This is a genomic window from Hymenobacter chitinivorans DSM 11115, assembly GCF_002797555.1.
GTDB lineage: Bacteria > Bacteroidota > Bacteroidia > Cytophagales > Hymenobacteraceae > Hymenobacter > Hymenobacter chitinivorans.
Genome location: NZ_PGFA01000001.1, coordinates 353,588 through 372,685, shown reverse-complemented (window position 1 = coordinate 372,685; position 19,098 = coordinate 353,588). Strand labels below are relative to the sequence as shown.

At 61.2% G+C, this 19,098-nt stretch carries 11 protein-coding genes and 1 riboswitch; of the genes, 5 read left to right on the top strand and 6 right to left on the bottom strand.

All coding sequences use genetic code 11. The features are described from left to right. Nucleotides 1–40: 40 nt before the first annotated feature. Together CLV45_RS01370 and CLV45_RS01365 are read right to left on the bottom strand one after the other, a co-directional pair. The gene (locus CLV45_RS01370; protein WP_100334607.1) at nt 41–778 is read right to left on the bottom strand and encodes a LytR/AlgR family response regulator transcription factor; all 738 of its coding nucleotides are present in this window, start codon (nt 776–778) and stop codon (nt 41–43) included. Beyond that, on the bottom strand, nt 778–1,815 hold the full coding sequence (locus tag CLV45_RS01365) for a sensor histidine kinase (RefSeq protein WP_100334606.1): 1,038 nt from the start codon (nt 1,813–1,815) through the stop codon (nt 778–780). Before CLV45_RS01365 ends, CLV45_RS01370 begins: the two co-directional genes overlap by 1 nt. 258 nt (nt 1,816–2,073) lie before the next feature. Here CLV45_RS01365 and CLV45_RS01360 point away from each other — a divergent pair, with 258 nt between their 5' ends. Further along, a complete protein-coding gene (locus CLV45_RS01360; RefSeq protein ID WP_100334605.1) occupies nt 2,074–2,817 on the top strand; it encodes a DUF3108 domain-containing protein in 744 nt (247 codons plus the stop codon). A 164-nt stretch (nt 2,818–2,981) separates the two neighbouring features. Here CLV45_RS01360 and CLV45_RS24765 read toward each other — a convergent pair whose 3' ends face one another. Further along, nucleotides 2,982–3,131 carry a hypothetical protein gene (locus CLV45_RS24765; protein WP_157807220.1) on the bottom strand — a complete coding sequence of 50 codons (150 nt, stop codon included), beginning with the start codon at nt 3,129–3,131 and terminating at the stop codon, nt 2,982–2,984. Between the two features lie 425 nt (nt 3,132–3,556). Here CLV45_RS24765 and CLV45_RS01355 point away from each other — a divergent pair, with 425 nt between their 5' ends. The 3 genes from CLV45_RS01355 (at nt 3,557) to CLV45_RS01345 (ending at nt 10,463) form a co-directional block, all read left to right on the top strand. Beyond that, a complete protein-coding gene (locus tag CLV45_RS01355; protein WP_100334604.1) occupies nt 3,557–9,082 on the top strand; it encodes an alpha-2-macroglobulin in 5,526 nt (1,841 codons plus the stop codon). Between the two features lie 129 nt (nt 9,083–9,211). Beyond that, a complete protein-coding gene (locus CLV45_RS01350) occupies nt 9,212–9,541 on the top strand; it encodes a hypothetical protein (RefSeq protein WP_100334603.1) in 330 nt (109 codons plus the stop codon). A 148-nt stretch (nt 9,542–9,689) separates the two neighbouring features. After that, nucleotides 9,690–10,463, top strand: a complete 774-nt coding sequence (locus CLV45_RS01345) for a protease inhibitor I42 family protein (protein WP_100334602.1) — start codon at nt 9,690–9,692, stop codon at nt 10,461–10,463. A gap of 91 nt (nt 10,464–10,554) precedes the next feature. On the opposite strand, the gene CLV45_RS01340 is transcribed toward CLV45_RS01345, so the two are convergent. The 3 genes from CLV45_RS01340 to CLV45_RS01330 all read right to left on the bottom strand — a co-directional run bounded on the left by CLV45_RS01340 (nt 10,555) and on the right by CLV45_RS01330 (nt 15,675). Then, nucleotides 10,555–10,998, bottom strand: a complete 444-nt coding sequence (locus CLV45_RS01340) for a hypothetical protein (RefSeq protein WP_100334601.1) — start codon at nt 10,996–10,998, stop codon at nt 10,555–10,557. A 76-nt stretch (nt 10,999–11,074) separates the two neighbouring features. Next, entirely contained in the window at nt 11,075–12,532 is a 1,458-nt protein-coding gene (locus CLV45_RS01335; RefSeq protein WP_100334600.1) for a SusD/RagB family nutrient-binding outer membrane lipoprotein, read from the bottom strand. Nucleotides 12,533–12,552: 20 nt separating this feature from the next. Beyond that, nucleotides 12,553–15,675 (bottom strand): SusC/RagA family TonB-linked outer membrane protein, encoded by a 3,123-nt coding sequence (locus tag CLV45_RS01330; RefSeq protein ID WP_157807219.1) that lies wholly within the window; start codon nt 15,673–15,675, stop codon nt 12,553–12,555. Between the two features lie 569 nt (nt 15,676–16,244). On the opposite strand from CLV45_RS01330, the gene pbpC reads away from it, so the two are divergent. Continuing rightward, nucleotides 16,245–18,569, top strand: coding sequence for a penicillin-binding protein 1C (pbpC, locus tag CLV45_RS01325; RefSeq protein ID WP_245882532.1), 2,325 nt, complete (start codon nt 16,245–16,247; stop codon nt 18,567–18,569). A gap of 322 nt (nt 18,570–18,891) precedes the next feature. After that, a riboswitch (SAM riboswitch) is annotated at nt 18,892–18,983 on the top strand. The last annotated feature ends 115 nt before the right edge of the window (nt 18,984–19,098 follow it).

Sequence of the window (19,098 nt, the reverse complement as noted above, 5' to 3'; positions counted from 1 at the left end):
AGCCGGCTCATTAAGTCAGTTACCCGTGGCCGGTACGCTGCTACTGCAGGTCGGGGCCAATGAAGCTGCGGAAGGCTTTGCGGTAGGATTCGCTCACGGGCAGAAACCGGCTGCCGATCTGCACCTTGTCCTTGAATACGGCGTCGATGCCCTCCAGGCTTACGATGTAAGAATGGTGAATCCGGATGAAGTGCGTGGCGGGCAGCTGCTGCTCCAGGGTTTTAAGCCGCTGCAGGCTCACGATGCGCTGCTGGCGGGTGTGGATGGCCACGTAGTCTTTCAGGCCCTCCACAAACAGGATGTCGGTCTGCCGGATCTTGACGAGGCGGGTGCCATCCTTCACGAAGAGAAACGGCGCCGGCTCGGCCGGCAGCGGCACCGCCGGGGACGGTACCAGACCGGTTGGGCCCGGAGCAGCACCGGGCAGCAACCGGGCCTGGGCCTTGTGCACGGCCCGCAGAAACCGTTCCAGCGTAATGGGCTTGAGCAGGTAGTCGACCACGTCGAGGTCGTAGCTTTCCAGGGCGTACTCGGAGTAGGCCGTGGTCAGAATCACCAGGGGCTGGCGGGGCAGAATCTTGAGCAGAGCCAGGCCGGTGATTTCGGGCATCTGCACATCGAGCAGCAGCAGGTCGATAGGGTGACTGCTGAGCTCCTGCAGGGCCGCCAACGGGCTGGCGCAGGCCGCGTGCAGGGTCAGGAACGGCACTTTCTCCACGTAGTCGGCCAGCAGCTTCCGGGCCATGGGTTCATCATCCACAATCAGGCAACGCAACATCAGGCCAGGGTTAGGGTGAGGTGGACGCGGTACTCAGCGGGGCTGTCGTCTACCCGCAGCGCGTGCCGGCCGGGGTAGTGCAAAGCCAGGCGGCGGTGCAGGTTTTGCAGGCCCGTACCCGCGGCGGCTGGTACCGGGGCGGCTGGTACCGGGGCGGGGTGGGGCAGCCGGCCGTTGGCCACCGTGCAAACGCACTCGGGGCCGTGCAGCCGGATCAGCACCGAAACCCAGGCATTAGGGTCGGTGGTACTGACGCCGTGCTTGAAGGCATTTTCCAGAAAGGTAATGAGCAGCAGCGGGGCAATACGCACCCCCTCCACCGGGCCCTCAACCACGAACTGCACGGCAATCGGGGCGTTGAGGCGCAGCTTTTCCAGGCTCACGTAGTTCTGCATGTACTCGATTTCCTGACTCAGGGCCACGGTAGCGTGGTTCGACTCGTAAATCATGTAGCGCATCATCTGGGCCAGCTTGGCCACCACCTCCGGCGTGTTCGGCGACTGGGTGTAGGCCAAATAGTAGAGGTTGTTGAGCGTGTTGAAGAGAAAGTGGGGGTTGATCTGGGCCTTGAGCAGCTTGAGCTCGGCCGTCAGCTGCTCGTTTTCCAGGGCCTTGGTGCGGGCGTCGAGGGCAAACCAGCCCACCACGAAGTGCAGCATGCTCAGGAAGGCCACGATAAACAAGGTACCCACCACCACCGACAGCACGAAGGCCCCCGATTCCATGTAGCTCTGCTGCATCTGCCCCACCGCCAGCTGCCGCTGCACCGCCACGCGCAGCGCTACCACCAGCGTGAAGGGAGCGGCCAGCTCCAGCAGGTAGCGCCCAAGCTGCTGCCGCCGCAGTCCCCGGGGCAGCAGGTAGAAGAAGTTGAGGTAGCCGATAAGCAGGTTGCTCACCAGCGGCACCAGCGAGTTGGCCAACGCCAGCCGCCAGCCCGCCTCCCGGCTGATCTGGTAGAAGTAAAACGAAAAGTAGACGCCCCAGAACGAGAGGTGCAGCAGTAGCACCCGGTGGCGGCGAAGAAGCCCGAGCATGGCAGTAGTGGCAGATGGGGCCCCCAAGATACCCGCCGCGCCGCCCGCAACCTGCACGCCCCGCCGGATTTTCGACCGTTGCGGCCTTTCCCTCGACCCTTGGGCCAGCAGTAGCCACCGAGTCCAGGGAAGGCCAATGGTTGAGCAAAGCCTGGTGAAAGCCGAGTAAACCGCCACAATGGTCGAATAGGGCGGGACAATTGATGGCGCTGCTCGTACTTGGCTCCCGTCTTTTTCCCTCACCTTACTCTGTACGCCATGAAACTTCCCGGCTTACTACTGGCCCTGAGCCTGACGAGCACCGCGCAGGCCCAGTCTGCGGTGCTTACCACCGACACGCTGTTGCTCACCCCGCGCCGCAGCGTTGATGGGCAACTTATCCAACCCTTCTCGGCCCGCTACACCATGCTCATGCGCCGCGAGGGTCAGGAAAAGCCCGTCGGCAGCGTGGCTACCTCGTACGAATACCTTACCCGGCCGCAACAGGGACTCGCGCTCAAGCGGTCCGTCATTTCCTTTCCCACCGGCACCATCGTCGACAGTGGCACCGTGGACCGCCGTACGCTCTACCCCCGCGCCCACCGCTCCCACCAGCCCAACAGCCGCACCCTGACCCTGGACTTCGCCGGGGCCCGCGTCACGGGCTTCAACCAGGTGGGCCCCCAGCGCACCGCCGTCGACCTGACCACCCCGGCCGCCCTGTTCGACTCCTTTTCGGCCGACCTGGTGGTGCTGGCCCTGCCACTGCGGGCCGGGCAACCCTTCAAGTTTGCGCAGTACGTGTACGAGAAGGGCGGGCAGGACTGGGTGCGGGGGCGCATTGTGGGCGCCCAGCCCCTGCCCGCCCCCGACGGCAAGTCCAGCCGGCCGGCCTGGGTGGTGCAAACCTTCGGCGCCGATAAAAGCACCGTCACCTACTGGCTCGACGCCCCGACCCGCCGGCTGCTGCAGGTCGAGTTCGTGCGCCCCGGCCGGGAGCTGATTATGCGACTGGCGGAGTGAACTTGTATAAACTGTGCATAACGAAGACGCTCATTTCAAACTATTCCAGTACGGGTAGGCGGACGAGTCCAGGAAGTGAAGGCGGGGCGCAGGCTTCGCCTTTTTTGTACTTGATGGGGAGTTCATGGCTACCATAGAAAGCAGTGTGGGAGTATTGGCGACTTCTAGCCGTACCTGTCGGCAAAATCCTGCCCATCGGTGAAGTAGGCTGGGTTGACGTAGCTAATGACGCCTATCTGTGAATTCAGTAGCATTTTCAGCTCATCCAGGCATTCATCCTCGGCTTCTTCCTCCACGTCGACGATTACGCTCATAACCAACTGTCCATCAGAGGTAAAACGTGCTCCAACCACCACGTATCGGGTTGGAGTACCCACCCCAAGGTTCCAGTAGAAACTACAGACTGCCGCAGTATTTTCAGCGTAATATTCCAGCATTTCATCTTCGGAGCCAAACGTGTACTCAGGATTATTATAGGGAGTATCCCAACACCCGTAGTCGCCATCAAGCGGTTTGTGTGTAGGAGCATAATGGTCTAGCACGGTATACACGGTGCTTTTCGTGCGACTGTTAGCCAGTACACTACAGACGATTTCCGAACGGGAGTGCATTTCCATGCTGTAATAGTGACTGTTATAACTTGCTGCACTTAATTAGGTGCTCGAGCTCAGCTATAAATAACTACAAACATCCTCCTTTTTCTATACCTTCCCGCGTCCATTTTCTTCTCCCTATCCTTATGCTTACCCGCCGCTTATCTCGCCTGCCTTTGCTGGTGTTGCTGCTATTGCTATGCGCCTGCTCCAAGTCGGGCCCCAACGCTGATTCCAGCCCCGAGGGCGAGGAAATCAGCCCCTACCAAAACATTGTATTCACCTTCGACGAGCCCGTGGGCGAAGGCCGCGTGAGTCGCTGGGACACGCTGCAGTACGTGGAGTTTGAGCCCGCCGTGCGCGGCAAGTTCAAGTGGACCAGTGACCGGGAACTGACCTTCTCCCCTTCCGAGCCCTTCCGGCCCGCTACGGCCTTTGCCGCCCAGTGGCGGCCAGTGGCTTTGGAAGCCCTCAAGCTCAAGAAGGAGCCGCCGCTGAGCAAGCGCAAATTCCACACCCCGGGCCTGACGATGCACGAGCCCCAGCTGTTCTGGAGCCAGAGCCGGCGGGTGGCGGGCACGGCCGAAATGCGCGCCAACCTGCTCTTCAACTACGCCGTGAAGCCGGCCGATATTCAGCCCCTGCTCAAAGTAACCCAGGACGGCAAGCCCGTAGCCTTCGAGGTCGTGTCGGCGGAGGCCGACAGCATCGTGGGCGTGGCCCTGACCCAGGACGTGCGCCCCGGCTCCCCCATCACCCTGGAGCTGGCCCCCGGCCTGCACCCCGTGGGCTCGGACCGGGCCACGACTACGCCTCTCACCGCGCAAGTGGCCGTGCCCGACCAGCAAACCCTGCTCGTGCGCGAAGTGGTGGCCTCTATCGTGGACGGTGACCCGGTCATTACGGTGCTCACCAACCAGCCCGTATCAGCGGCGGAAATACCGGCCCTGCTCACCGTGGAGCCGGCCGTGGATTACTCGGTGGAAGCCTTAGAAAGCGGCTTTACTCTGAAAGGTGGCTTTGATGTAGACAAGACCTACCAGATTAGTTTGCGCAGCGGGTTACGCGGAGCCCTGGGCGGGCAGCTTCCGGAGCCCTTCACCCAAACGGCCGCCTTCGTGGAGGAGCGGCCCAGTCTGAGCTTCGCCAACGGCGACAAGGCCATGTACCTTGACGCGCTGGGCACCCGCAATCTGGGCGTGCGCATCGCCGAAATCGAGAAGGTGCAGGTCACCATTGCCAAGGTCTACGCCAACAACATTCAGCAGCTCTTGCGCGGTGGCCAGCAGTACGGCTACGACTACGACGAGGAAGGCGGCGAAGAAGGTGACGGCGGCGACGGTGGCTACGAAGACAAGTCGTACAACTACTACGACGTAGAGCAGCTGGGCAACGTGCTGACCGAGCGCACCTACACCGTGGCCGGCATGCCCAAGGAAAACGGGATGCGCCTGCTCAACCTGAGCTTCAAGGACCTGGAGTTTACGGGGCCAATGAAAGGGCTGTACGTGGTGAAAGTACAGGATACCGAGCGGCAGTGGCTGCAGGTGAGCAAGCTAGTGTCGGTGTCGGATATCGGCCTGATTGTCAAGCAGGGCAAGGCCGGCCGCACGCTGGTATTTGCCAACTCGATTCGCAGCGCCAAGGCCCTGAGCGGGGTCAACGTGCGCTTCGTAAGCTCCAACAACCAAGTCATCAGCAGCGCCACCACCAATAGCGCCGGCGTGGCCGTCTTCGACAGCACCGCCGCTACCAGCCGCTTCCGCCTGACGATGGTCACGGCCCAGCGCGAGTCGGACTTCACCTTCCTGAATTTGCCCACGAGCCGGGTGGAAACCTCGCGCTTCGACGTGGGCGGCCTGCAAAGCAACGCGGCCCGTTACCAAGCCTTCCTCTACGGCGACCGGGACCTGTACCGCCCCGGCGACACGATTCAAACCAACACCGTGATTCGTACCGAGGGCTGGCAGGCCCCACCGGCCAACCTGCCGGTGAAAATCCGCCTGCTGCTGCCTACTGGCAAGGAATACGCCAACCTGCGCAAGAAGCTTTCGGCCGACGGCTCCTTCGAGTCGCGCTTTATCCTGCCCGCCGGCATCATGACCGGCCTCTACACGCTGGAAGTGCTGACCGGCAACGACGTACTGCTCACCTCACGCACCATTTCGGTGGAGGAATTTATTCCCGACCGGCTGAAGGTGACGGTGAAAGCCGCGCCGGCCGTAGCGGGTCCGGGCCAGGCGGTGAATGCCAACATCACGGCCGTGAACCTGTTTGGCCCGCCGGCATCCGACCGGAAGTTTGAGGTGGAATTCTCGCTCAAGGAAAAGCCGTTTACGCCCAAGAAGTACGCCGACTACAACTTCTACATCAACACCGGCGAAAACAAGCGCCGCGGCTACGGCTACGAGGAAAACACCGCCATTTCCGACCGGTTCGAGAAAACCGTGCGCGAAGGCACTACCGACGCCAGCGGCAACGGCACGGCCACCTACGAGGTACCCGATTACGAAGACCTCGGCACGCTCGAAGGCTCGGCCTTCGCCACGGTGTTCGACGAAAGCGGCCGGCCTGTGAACCGCCTGGCCACCTTCGAAGTGCAGACCCAGCCGGTGATGTTCGGCATTCAGAACCTGCCCGAGCTGGTCAGCACCCGCCAGGCCCAGACCCTGCGCTTCGTGGCCCTAACGCCCAAGACGGCCCAGCCCGCCCGGGCCGAAGCCCAGATCAAGGTGGTGCGCCTGCTGTGGGAAACGGTGATTGAGCGCCAGGGTGGGCGCTACCGCTACACCTCGCAGAAGCGCGAGGTAGCCATCCTGACCCAGAACCGCACCATCGACGGCATGTTCACGCTCGACTTCACCCCGGCTTCCTCGGGCGAGTACGAGGTGCGCATTGCCCGCCCGGGCGCGGCGACCTACGTAGCCAGCCATATTTACGCCTACGGCTACGGCGACACCCAGAGCAATTCCTTCGAGGTCAACAACGAGGGCGAGGTGACGATTGAGGCTGATAAGGAGAAATACCAGCCCGGCGAAACGGCCAAGCTCCTGCTCAAAACGCCCTTTGCCGGCCGGGTGCTCATCACCGTGGAGCGCGACAAGGTGCTCGACCATTTCTACGTCGATACCGATGAGAAGTCGGCCCGGGTGAGCATTCCGATTCGGGGCAACCACGTGCCCAACATCTACGTGACGGCCACCGCCATTCGCGAAATTACCGACAACCGCCTGCCGCTGACCGTGGCCCGGGGCTTCGTGCCGCTGACGGTGGAAAAGCCCGGCGCCAAGCTGCCCGTGGCCCTGACCGTAGCCGAGCAGAGCCGCTCCCAAACCTGGCAGACCATCGAGGCCAGCACCGCGCCGGGTGCGGCCGTGACCTTTGCCGTGGTCGATGAGGGCATTCTGCAGATGAAGGATTACCGCACGCCCGACCCCTACGCCTACTTCTACCAGAAGCGCGCCCTGGAGGTGAATGCCTACGACGTGTACCCCTTCCTGCTGCCCGAGCTGGGTACCAGCTCCTCCGGCGGCGACGGGGCCGACCTCTCGCGCCGCACCACGCCCGTGCCCTCGCGCCGGGTGAAGCTGCTGGCCAAGTGGAGCGGGGTGCTGCGGGCCGATGCCAACGGCAAAGTGCGCTACAAAGTGCGCATTCCGCAGTTCAGCGGGGCCGTGCGCGTCATGGCCGTGGCCTATAAGGGCGACGCTTTCGGCTCGGCCGAGCAAACCATGCGCATCGCCGACCCGGTGGTTATCAGCACCAGCCTCCCCCGCTTCCTCAGCCCCGGCGATACGATTGACGTGCCCGTGACGCTGACGAACACGACAGGGAAGGCAGCAAAAGCTTCCGTTACTATTGCTACCACAGGTCCGGTTCAATCAATTCAAACCGGTGACGCCATGACGAATGAAGCGCGGTTTGCGTCGTTGCCAGCCAACAAGGAAACGCAGATTCGCTTCAGGCTTTTTGCCGGCCGTAGTCCACAGACGATTCCCGCTACCAGCATTATTGGTAATGCCTCCGTTAAAATTACGGTCAGTGCAGACGGCAGCAAGGAGCAGTTCACCGAAACCATTGAAATACCCGTCCGCCCGGCTTCCCCGCTGGAAAAGGTATCCGGCTCGGGCGTGGTGCAAGGTGGTCGTAACCAGGCGCTGAACCTGAAAACGGCCTTCATTCCCTCTACCCTGCGCAGTCAGCTGGTGGTGAGCCGCTCGCCGATGACGGAGTTTGCCAAGGATTTGCGCTACCTGTTGCAGTACCCCTACGGCTGCCTGGAGCAAACCGTGTCGGCGGCTTTCCCCCAGCTCTACTACGCGGATCTGACGGCCACGCTCAGCCAGAAAACCGGCAAGCAGACCAAGGGCACACGCTTCAACCCAAACTACAACGTGCAGGAAGCCATCCGCAAAATCGAGTCCCAGCAGCTCTACAACGGCAGCCTGAGCTACTGGCCCGGCGGCGACTACGACAACTGGTGGGCCACCACATACGCCGCCCACTTCCTGCTCGAAGCCCAGCGCGCCGGCTTCGAAGTCAACAAGAGCCACCTCGACAAGGTGCTGCAATACCTGCAAGCCCGCACCCGCAAGCGCGAAACCGAGGAGTACGACTACTTCGACGTGAGCACCATTGCCCGCCGTAAGGTCATTGCCAAAAAGGAAATTCCCTATAGCATCTACGTGCTGGCGTTGGCCGGCCGCCAAGATCCGGTGGCCTTGAACTACTATAAGTCGAACCGGCAGCTGCTGGCCCAGGACTCACGCTTCCTGCTGGCAGCGGCTCAGGCCGTGGGTGGCAACCAGAAAGCCTACCGCGACCTGCTGCCCACCACCTTCACCGAAACGGCCGCTCACCGCGCCTTCGACGGCTCGTTCTACTCCCCCATCCGCGACGAGGCCCTGGTGCTCAACTCCCTGCTCGAAGTTGACCCCGGCAACGCCCTGGTGCCCAAGCTCACCCGCCAGCTCAGCCGGCAGGTCAAGCAGGCGTCGTGGCTCAATACCCAGGAACGGTCCTTTTCGCTGCTGGCCCTGGGCAAAGTAGCCCGCCAAAACGCCAAGAGCACCGCCACGGCTTCCTTGCTGGCCGATGCCCGGGAAATCGGCAAGTTTACGGGCACGGATTTGACGGTGAATAACGTAGCCAACCGCCAGGTAAGCCTACGCACGACGGGCACGGGCAGCCTGTATTACTTCTGGGAAACTGAGGGTGTGTCGGCCACCAACACCGTGCGCGAGGAAGATTCCTTCCTCAAAGTGCGCCGCGACTTCCTGGACCGTAACGGCAAACCCGTCAGCAGCACTACTTTCCGGCAAAACGACTTGGTGGTGGTGCGCATCACGATTCAATCGGCCACCGCGGCCGGGGAAGTGCCCAACGTGGCCATTACCGACCTGCTGCCCGCCGGCCTGGAAATTGAGAATCCACGCATCGGGGCCGTGCGCGACATCGACTGGGCCACGGACGCCGCCACGCCCGACTACCTCGACATGCGCGACGACCGGATCAACCTGTTCACCACCGTCACCCCCGGGGGCAAGTCGTTCTACTACGTGGCCCGGGCCGTGTCGAAGGGCACCTTCCGCCTGGGCCCGGTGAGTGCCGACGCCATGTACAACGCCGAATACCACAGCTACAACGGCGCAGGCGTAGTGCGGGTAAAATAGTAGCCAAACAGAACGTCATGTCGACCAGCGGGAGACATCTCGCGTGCAATAGTAATTTCAGTTACTGCTGCGCGCGAGATGCCTCGCTAGGCTCGACATGACGTTCTACCAGCAAATCAGCGCTTCTCTATGGTCAACCTGCGCGTTATCCTTATTGCCTTTGCCGTCATGTTTCTGGGCTTGATTCTGTGGATGGGCTACTTCTTTTACTTCCGCACCGATGGCCGGGGCCACGTGCTGCGGGTCGCCGACAACCCCGCAGCTGCCGCCCGGGGCCAGCAGCTACTCGGCCGCGCCGACGCCCTGCTACAGCGGCAGCGCTACAACCAGGCCCAAGCCCTACTCGACTCCCTGCGCGACGCCGATGCCAACCCGGCCATGTTTATCAGCACCGACGAGCTGATGCAACGTTTCGACACGCTGCGGGTGCGCCGCGCCCGGCCGCAGCCGGCTCCGTAGTGCCGCCATGGGTAGCTCCACCGCAGCTTTTTGCTTGCGTCACCCGTACCTATTTCTGTCACCAGCCCACAGCCGGCCGCCGTCGCGGTCGGCTGTGGCATTTGGGGCTATTACGGTATAGTTCAGCTACTCTAATTTCGGTATTCCCATGCGCATCCGCCGTTACTTTGGTTTCCGGCTTCAAGCCATACTGCTTCGCCTGGTGCTGCTGCTCAGCGCAGTGCTAGCTTACTCTTCCCTGCAAGCCCAGGGCATCACCACGCTCACGGCCGCCGACAATGGCCGGCAGGTGCAGCTGAACGTGGGCGACCAGCTCGTTATCCGGCTCCCTACGGCCGCCCCGCGCTATGGCTGGCGGCTGGCCCAAAATTACCCGGGCCAACTGCTGGTAACCAGCAGCCACACGCTGCCGGGCATGAGCAGCGGCGTGCCGGGCGCCCCGGCCACCCACGAAATTCACATGCAAGCCATTGGGCCGGGGGGCTTCGATTTGGCCCTTGTGTCGGCAGTGCCAGGCTCGGGCTACTTCCCGCTGGGGAGCTTTTTCCATGCCTACGTCACGATCAATCAGCCGGGCGTGGCCAAAAACGTGAACATCAGCGAGTATGGCAACCACGGCCAGGTAACGGTTAACAAGGGCGACCAGCTCCTGATTAAGCTGGGCACCACCGTGGGCTCGGAGTATGCCTGGGAAGCAATTCCCAGTGAAGGCAACATTGTGCAGCTGGTCGGGCAGCAGAAAGAAGAACCCAAAAAGAAGAAGGCCAAGCCCGGCAGCGCCCAGGAAGTGGCGTTTCAGTTTCAGGCCCTGAACCCCGGACAAACCACCGTGCGCTTTATCTACCGCAACACCACCAACAACGAAGCCCCACCGGCCCGCGACTTTGAGCTGGCCGTAACCGTACCTGAGCCGCCCCGGTAGGCCGCCCCACGGCGTGGTTGGCTCACCAAAAAAGCCCCTCTTTCCGGCCGGAAAGAGGGGCTTTTTTGGTGAGCCAACTATAGAATTAGCTCTACTGCACCACTACGGCGGTAAAATAGCGCCGGTCGGAGTTGGCGTCGGGGTTAATGGCATCAACGGCCAGCGTGAAGGTATTGGCCGGTCGGGTGGTGGCATTGCTGGTGGCGCCCACTATTTCGGTGTCGGAGAGGGTCGACGAAGGCACGTTCACCGAAGCTACCCCATCGGTAACGGGGAACGTCCCAACGAGCTTGGTTTTGGCGGCACCGGCTACCGAATAGCTGCTTTCGATGCGCACACTGGTAGCACTGCCCACGATGCTCACTTTGAGCGAGAGGTTACCGGCCTTTTTGTAGTCGGCCGTGACTTTGTCGATGTTGTCGTCGAAGATGATCTGCGACTTGGGCGTTATCGTGTATTGGGGGTCATCTTCTTTGCAGCCGGCCAGCACCAGGGCCATAAACAGCAGCAGAAAATACGGAAACGTCTTTTTCATGAAGAGAAGCTAAAAAACAAGTCGGGGAAAACCGGCCGGCCACGTTGCCGCGCGGCCGGCCGGCGTAAAACATCAGCTATTTGCCCGGGTCCCAGAATACGCTGGGCACAATCAGGCTGGTGCGCGCCGGGGTATTGGTGGGGTTGGCGGCCCGGTCGGCATCCGAATAGGGCAGAATCCGCAGGATGGCCGTGGTCTGGGCCGATGCCGGCAACGCCAGCTGCGGGAAGCCCGTGCGGCGGTAATCCACCCAGGGCTCCGAGACGACGCCAAAATTGGCCACGTATTTTTCCTCGATGATCTGCTGAATAGCGTTGGTGGCCGTAAGCGCGGGGCGGGCCGCAATGTAGGCCGTGCGCGCCGCCGCGGGTATCTCCGCCATGGTCATGGAAGCCGTAATACCCGCGTCGAAGGCCGTTTTGGCGCTGGCCAGGTTGCCGGTGCGGGCGTAGTACTCAGCCAGAATAAACTGGTACTCGGCGTAAGTCAACATCCGGATGGGAGCCGAGCCAGCGTAATCCTGCAGGCCGGTACCCGTGCGGGCCCCTCGCAGGTAGGTGTGCATGCGCGAGAAGTCGGTGCTAACCGCAGCGCCGGCCCCGTTGGCGGCACCCGTATACTGGCCTGCGCCGCCAAACTCGGTGAAATACGTGGTGCGCCGCGGGTCGGCTTTGGTATTCATGATACCTACCAGCGTGGCGCTGGGGAAAAACTGGTTGGCCCGGGACGACCGTTCGAACTGGTCAATGGGGTTGGTTTTACCAACTACTGCCTCGAAGCGTAATTGAAAGTTGTCAGCCTCACTGCCCATTACCGGCGCCTGGGCAGCCAGCAAATCCCCGATACCCTTGGTGGCGTCCGCCGGGAACTTGGGGTAGTAGTGAACATAGAGCCGCATTTTCAGCGTGTTGGCAAACTTTTCCCACTTGACCAGGTCACCACCGTAAATCAGGTCTTCCGCCGTAGGCTTCAGGGCGCTGGGCTTTTTCAGATCGGCCACACCCGCGTCGAGCAACGCCAGGATGCCTTTGTACACGTCCTCCGACTTATCGTACTTGGGCGCCCCGTTTTCGACAAACTTCAGCGCCTCCGTGAAAGGAATATCCCCGAAGCAGTCGGTAGTAACGCCATACAGGTAGGCCTGCATGATCTTGGCAATACCAGCATATACTGGGCTGGTTTCCTGGGTGGTGTTAATCAGCTGCTGCATGTCGGCCAGGCCCGTGGCGTAGATGCCAAAGCGGAACGCGTTATTCACGTCGCTGCCCGTAATCACGCCCCGGTCGTACTGCACGGGCTGCTGGGCGCTGCCTCCCTGCCCGGCAAACTGCTGCACGATAAGGGAAGTGAAGCGGTGCAGGTCGGAGCCGGCCATAAAGCCCAGCTGGGTCTGGGCGGCCACCAGCACGTTGCCGGCCGGGGCCGCTACCACCGCGTTGGGGTTGTTGTTCACGTCCAGAAAACTGTCGCAGGAGCCCAAAACGCCTACTGCACCAGCCAGAACGATATATTTTGCGAAACGAAACGTCTTCATTCAGATGATGGGCTAGGAGATTAGAAAGTAAGGCGGATAGAACCGCCGTACATCTTCGACTGGGGCAGGGAGTTGAACTCGAAACCCTGCGAGTTGCTAACGCCGGTCGTGTTTACTTCCGGGTCGATGTGGGGAATGTTGGGCGCATAGAGGAACAGGTTGCGGCCGTTCACGCTCAGCTCTACCCCACCCAGGAAGGTTTTATCGGTCAGGCTGCGGGGCAGCGAGTACGACAAGGCTACTTCCCGCAGGCGCAGCCACGAGCCATCAAACACGGCAAACTCGTAGGGGCCCGAGCCCCAGAGGTCGGTGAAGTACTGCTCCGCCGTTACCTGCACGTTGTTCTGCACAAAGGTGCCGTCGGCCTGCTTGATTACGCCATCAATGATGTAGGTCCGGTCCCGGTCGGCAGTTTCTTTGCCCACACCGTTGCGCCGAATGTCGAACACGTTGCGCGACACGACGTCGCCGCCCACCCGAATATCGAGCAGGGTGTTCAACGTCAGCCCTTTGTAGGTAAACGTATTGGTAATACCACCCGTCCAGTCGGGGTTCGGGTCGCCAATTACGCCGTTGTCGAACTGCTGCTGGGTACGGCCCTGGGCATTGAGCAGCAGCGGCCCGGAGTCGCCGTCCTGACGCAGGAACTTGGAGCCGAAGATGACTCCGTACGGCTGGCCGGCAATCAGGCGCGTGCCAGGTGTCGTGAAACCGCCCAGTTGGATGAAGGAAACGCCGGGAGCCAGCTCCAGTACCTTGTTGCGCACCCGCGAGTAGTTAAACGAGTTGCTGTAGGTGAAGTCGCCGATTTTGACCGGCGTGGTGCTGATCATCAGTTCCACGCCGCGGGCTTCCGAGGTACCAATGTTACGGTTCACGCTGCTAAAGCCCGAAGTGGCCGAGAAGGGCACCGCGAAGATGATGTCCTTGCTTTTCTGCACGTAGTAGGTGGCCTCCAGGGCTACGCGGCCCTTGAACAGGCGCAGGTCGACGCCGCCCTCGTAGCTGGTCGTAAACTCGGGGCCCAGGTCCACGTTGCCGCCCACGTTGCTGTAGGTCAGGCCCACCTGCCCCTGGAAGGGGTAGTTGATGGCCGGGCCGAAACCATCCGTTACGCTGGTCGTCTGGAAGGTAGTGTTGGTGCCGTACACGGGGGCCTCGCGCCCTACTTGCGCGGCGGCGGCCCGAATCTTGAACTGGTCGAGCACCTTGTTGTCCTTAAGCATCGGCACCGCGTCGCTCACCACAATGCTGGCCGAGGCGCCGGGGTAGAAGTAGCTACGCTTGTTGGCACTGAACGTCGAGGAGTAGTCATTGCGGCCCGACAAGCCCAGAAACAGGAAGTCGCGGAAGCCCAGCTGCAGGTCGCCGTAGAAACCGACCAGGCGGCGGGTGGTTTTCTCGGAGAAGGGCGTGTAGTTTTTCGTGTTGGAAATGTTGTTGAAGCCCCGCACCTGAATGTCGGAGCCCACCACGGCCAGGTCGTCGGTGCGGCGCTGGTTGATTTCGTTACCCAGCAGCAGGCGGGCCGTGAAATTCTCGCTGATGTTGCGCCGAATGTTCAGGGTCAGGTAGGAGCTCAGCTCGCGGCGGTTGTAGGTCTCGTCCTGGATGTTGCCCACCACGGAGCCGCCGCCGGAAGAAGTCGTGGTGATGCCGCGGCTGTCGCGGGCATTCACGTACTTGTATTGCTGGGAATAGGTATCGGTACCCAGCTTGTAATCCAGCGAGAGCCAGTCGGTGAAGTCATAGCCAATGCTGACGTTACCCACCACCCGGTTTACCTCGTCGTCGTAGGTGTTGTTCTTGATGGTCCACAGCGGGTTGTCGCTGGTGCCGAAGAATGTGTTGTTGGCAGTATAAGTACCCACGACGGCCGCGTTCTGCTGCCCGCCGGTGGGCTGCTCATACGGATACCGGAATACGTCGTACGAGCGGGGCAGCACCCAGGAGTGGAAGAAGGGGTTGGCCAGCTGGTTGCCCTGCGGCGTACGCTTCGACACGCTGTTGGAGAAAATGACGTTGGTGCCAGTCCGCAGCTTGTTGGTCAGCTGGGCATTACCGTTGAAGGTTACGGTGTTACGCTTCAGGTCATTGTTGTCCAGAATCCCGGTTTCGTGCAAGTTGCCGTAGGAAGCGTAGTAGCGCGTGCGCTCCGTCGCGCCCGACAAGGCCACGTTATTCTGGAAGTTGGAGCCCGTCTTGAAGATATCAGACACGTTGTCCGGGTTGATGGCCAGGGTTTCGTCCTCGCCCCGGAAGTTCTGCACCGTCTGGCCCGTCACGCGCGGCCCCCACGACATCTGGCTGATGCGGTTAAACGTGCCGTTGATGCCCTGTCCGTAGGTGTTCTGGTAGTCGGGCAGGCGGCCCACCTTCACGATGTTGTAGTTGGAAGTAACCGTAATGGACTGCTTTTTGGAGCCCAGCGTCGCGCCCTTTTTGGTGGTAATGATGATGGCGCCCGACGCGGCCCGAGAGCCGTAGAGCACGGCGGCAGCCGGCCCTTTCAGGATGGACACCGTCTCAATATCGTCCTGGTTGATGTCGATGGCGCGGTTGGAGTTGGCTACCCCGCTCTGCAGCGTGTTGCCACCACCGCCGTTGTCAATCGGAATACCATCCACCACGAACAGGGGCTGGTTGCTGCCGGTGAAGGTGGTCATGCCGCGGATAAAGATGTTGGAGGAAGCCCCCACCATGCCGCTGGAACCCTGCACTCGCACGCCGGCCACCTTGGCCGTCAGCGAGTTGACTACGTTGGTGGAGCGGGCCTGCACCAGCTCCTGCGATTTTACTTCGGCAATGGAGAAGCCCAGAGCCTTTTTGTCCTTATCCCCGCCCAGGCCCGTCACGACTACTTCGCCCAGCTGTTTGGAGTCAACGGCCAAGCCGATGTTAAGCTGGGTTTCGGAGCCAATGGGCCGCTCGGAGGAAACATAGCCTACCGAACTGAAAACAATCGTACCGCCCTCGGTGGGCACGTTCAGCGTGTAGGTGCCGTCCGAGTTGGTTGATACCCCGTTGGTGGTTCCCTTCAACAGAACCGTTACGCCGGGGAGGCCCTCACCCGACGTACGGTCGGTAACCCGCCCAGACAGGCTCCGGCTCTGGGCCGTGGCTTGCTGGAGCAGAGTGAGCATAAGCAACAGGCTTATGAGTAAAAATTTTTTCATGCAGAAAAGGGTTTGGTGAGTGATAAGTGACGCGAAAAAACTCATGTTCTCCCTTGGCGAACTACGGCAACCAAAGGCCCAGCTGACTTTGATTTGTAACAAAAGTCAGCACCCCAAACCGGCAGGGCTGCAACCTAGCTGGTTTGTTATCTGAGCGTAACATAAGCCAAATTCCTTAGTGAAATCTTAAACACCAAAGTTTTGCACTTGTTTTTTCGCAACAAAAACCCCCTTTTATTGCGTCCAGCACAACAGCTCTGCCTTATTGTCGAGTTATCATTAAGTGCAAAATGAATAAACCGTGAAGCCCAGCTGAGCTGCCTGCGGAACGGTAGCCGGGCACCAGCCCCGGGACTGATTAAGCCCCTGGAGAGCGGCTGACGTTGGCGCAACCATTCTGCTGGCAGCTGGTCTTTGGCAGTTTTGCGGGGCAAACTGGAATCGGCGGGCGTATCTTGCACCCCTTATGCGCTGTGCTTAAACTGGTGGCTACTCTGACAATAAAACGTGCGGCACGGGCCTTACTGGCCACCTTAGTGCTGGTCGCCCTGCTCGGGGCAGGCCTCGACGCGGCGTTTCCTTTGCCGCCCGCCCCGCAGTACTCGCCCATCGTGCTGGCCGCCGACGGTACGGTGCTGCACGCCTTTCTGAACCCGACCCAGAAGTGGCGCCTCAAAACCGAGCTGCGCGAAATCACGCCGGCCCTGCGCGCTACCATTCTTGAAAAGGAAGACCGGTATTTCTACTACCACCCGGGCGTCAATCCGCTGGCCCTGGTGCAGGCCGTGGGGCGCAATTTGTTTGGGCGGGGCCGCACCACCGGGGCCAGCACCATCACCATGCAGGTGGCCCGCCTGCTGGAACCCAAGGAGCGGACGGTGGGCAACAAGCTGCTGGAAATGCTGCGGGCCCTGCAGCTCGAAGCGCACTACAGCAAGGCCGAAATTCTGCAGCTTTACCTGAATCTGGTGCCCTACGGCGGCAACATCGAAGGCGTGAAGTCGGCGGCCCTGCTTTACTTCCAGCAGCCGCCCGACTACCTTTCCCTAGCCCAGACCGTGACTCTGGCCATCATCCCTAACCGGCCCCGGGGCCTAGTGCTGGGCCGCCACAACGAGGCCATCCGGCAGGAGCGCAACCGGTGGCTGCGCCGCTTCGGCCGGCAGGGCCTGTTTCCGCGGCAAGATGTGGAAGACGCCCTGCTGGAGCCGCTCGACGTGCAGCGCCACGCGGCACCCACGCTGGCGCCCCACCTGGCCCGGCGCCTGGTGCGGCAGTTTCCGGGCCGGGCCAGCGTGGCCTCCACGCTGCAGCGCGGCAAGCAGGCCAAGGCCGAAGACCTGACCCGCAACTACGTGCGCCGCCTCCACGAGCTGGGCATCAGCAACGCGGCCGTGCTGGTCGTCAACAACCAAACGCGGGCCGTGGAAGCCTACGTGGGCTCGGCCGATTTTCAGGACAACGTCACCAAAGGCCAGAACGACGGGGTGCAGGCCGTTCGGTCGCCGGGCAGTACGCTCAAGCCCTTTCTGTACGCCCTGGCCCTGGACAAAGGCCTGGTGACGCCCAAGCTGCTGCTGCCCGACGTGCCCACCAACTTCGGCGGCTACCAGCCCGAAAACTTCGACAAGCGCTGCAACGGCGAAGTGCCCCTGGAACGCGCCCTGGCCTATTCGCTCAACATTCCGGCCGTGCGGGTGCTTTCGGAGCTGGGCGTACCCACCTTTACCACCCAGCTGCGGGCCGCCGGCTTCCGAACCGTAGCCAAACGTGCCCCCCACCTGGGGCTGAGCACCATTCTGGGCGGCTGCGGTGCTACGCTGGAGGAGCTGACCAACCTCTACGTGACCCTAGCCAACGGCGGCCGCTACGCCCCGCTGCGCCAGGCCAGGAAGAATGAAGCCCAGGCTGAAAATCAAAACCAAAAACAGCCCGCCAAACCAATTCAGAGTTCAGAATCCGGAATTCAACATTCCCAATTATTCTCCGACGGCGCGGCCTTTCTCATTACCGACATCCTGGCCCAGCTTACCCGCCCCGATTTGCCCGTGGGCTACGAAACCAGCATCCGCCTGCCCAAGATTGCCTGGAAAACCGGCACCAGCTACGGCCGCCGCGACGCCTGGAGCATCGGCTACAACAAGGAATACACCATCGGGGTGTGGGTCGGCAACTTCAGCGGGCAGGGCAGCCCGGCCCTCACCGGCTCCGACATTGCCACGCCCCTGCTCTTCGATTTGTTCAACGCTCTGGCTTACAACTCGCCCAACAACTGGTTTCAGCCGCCCGCCAGCCTCGATTTCCGGCTGGTCTGCGCCGAAACCGGCCGGCCACCGGGGGAAAACTGCCCCAACCAGATTATCGACTATTTCCTGCCCGGCGTGTCGGCGGGGTTGCGCTGCCAGCACCAGAAAGAAGTGCTGCTCTCGGCCGATGGGCAGTATACTTACTGCCGGGCCTGCGCCCCGGCTACCGGCTACCGGCGGGAGCTGTACCCCAACCTGCTACCGGAAGTAGCCGCTTTCAAGGAAGCCCAGGGCATTCCGTACCGCCGCCTGCCGCCCCACAACCCCGCCTGCCAGCTCGTGCGCGGCAGCCGCGACCAGGCCCCGAGCATTACCTCGCCCTTGGCCAACACCGAGTACGTGCTCAACAAGGGCGAACAGCAGCAGCTCCTGCTCAGCTGCACCACCGACAACGAAGTGCGCCAGGTGTCGTGGTACGTCAACGACCAGTTTCTGCGCACGGCCCCGGCCACCGAGCGGATTTTCTTCCGCCCGCCGCCCGGAGCCCTCAAAATTTCCTGCGCCGACGACCACGGCCGCAACACCGATATCCGGATTGTGGTCCAGGAATTCTAGTCGGGACCTGCTTGAGCTTCGCCGTTTTGCTCCTTTGCCTTTCGGGCCAGGTAGTGGCCTGGGCTGCCCGAAAGGCTCATTCTGCTTGGTTAAGCCGCAAGGGGAAAGCGGATAATTATAGCAGTTTGGCATGCTTTCCATAACTTATAGTTATACCACAAAGTCATACTAAACCACCCTCAAATATCTACATAAACAGGTATCGTACAGACCATTGAAGTCAAATTCACCAAAATTATATACTTCGCCAGCTTATAACTTGCAATTATAAAATTCCTGCTATTACCTTTGTAGCACCAATTCTTTACCCATCAAAGGATTGTTTTTATACAGAGGCGTGGAGAGACAGGCTCAACGAAGCGCCGGCAACCATCCGCAAATGCGGAACGGTGCCAAGTCCTGACCATATAAAAACAACAACGCCGTGAAAACCTTGTCCAACGCCCGCACTTTCTCGACCACCTCCGCTGCTCTACAGCATGGATGTTGTGGCATGATGTGCTGTCCGTGTTGGTAGCAGGCCACGCCC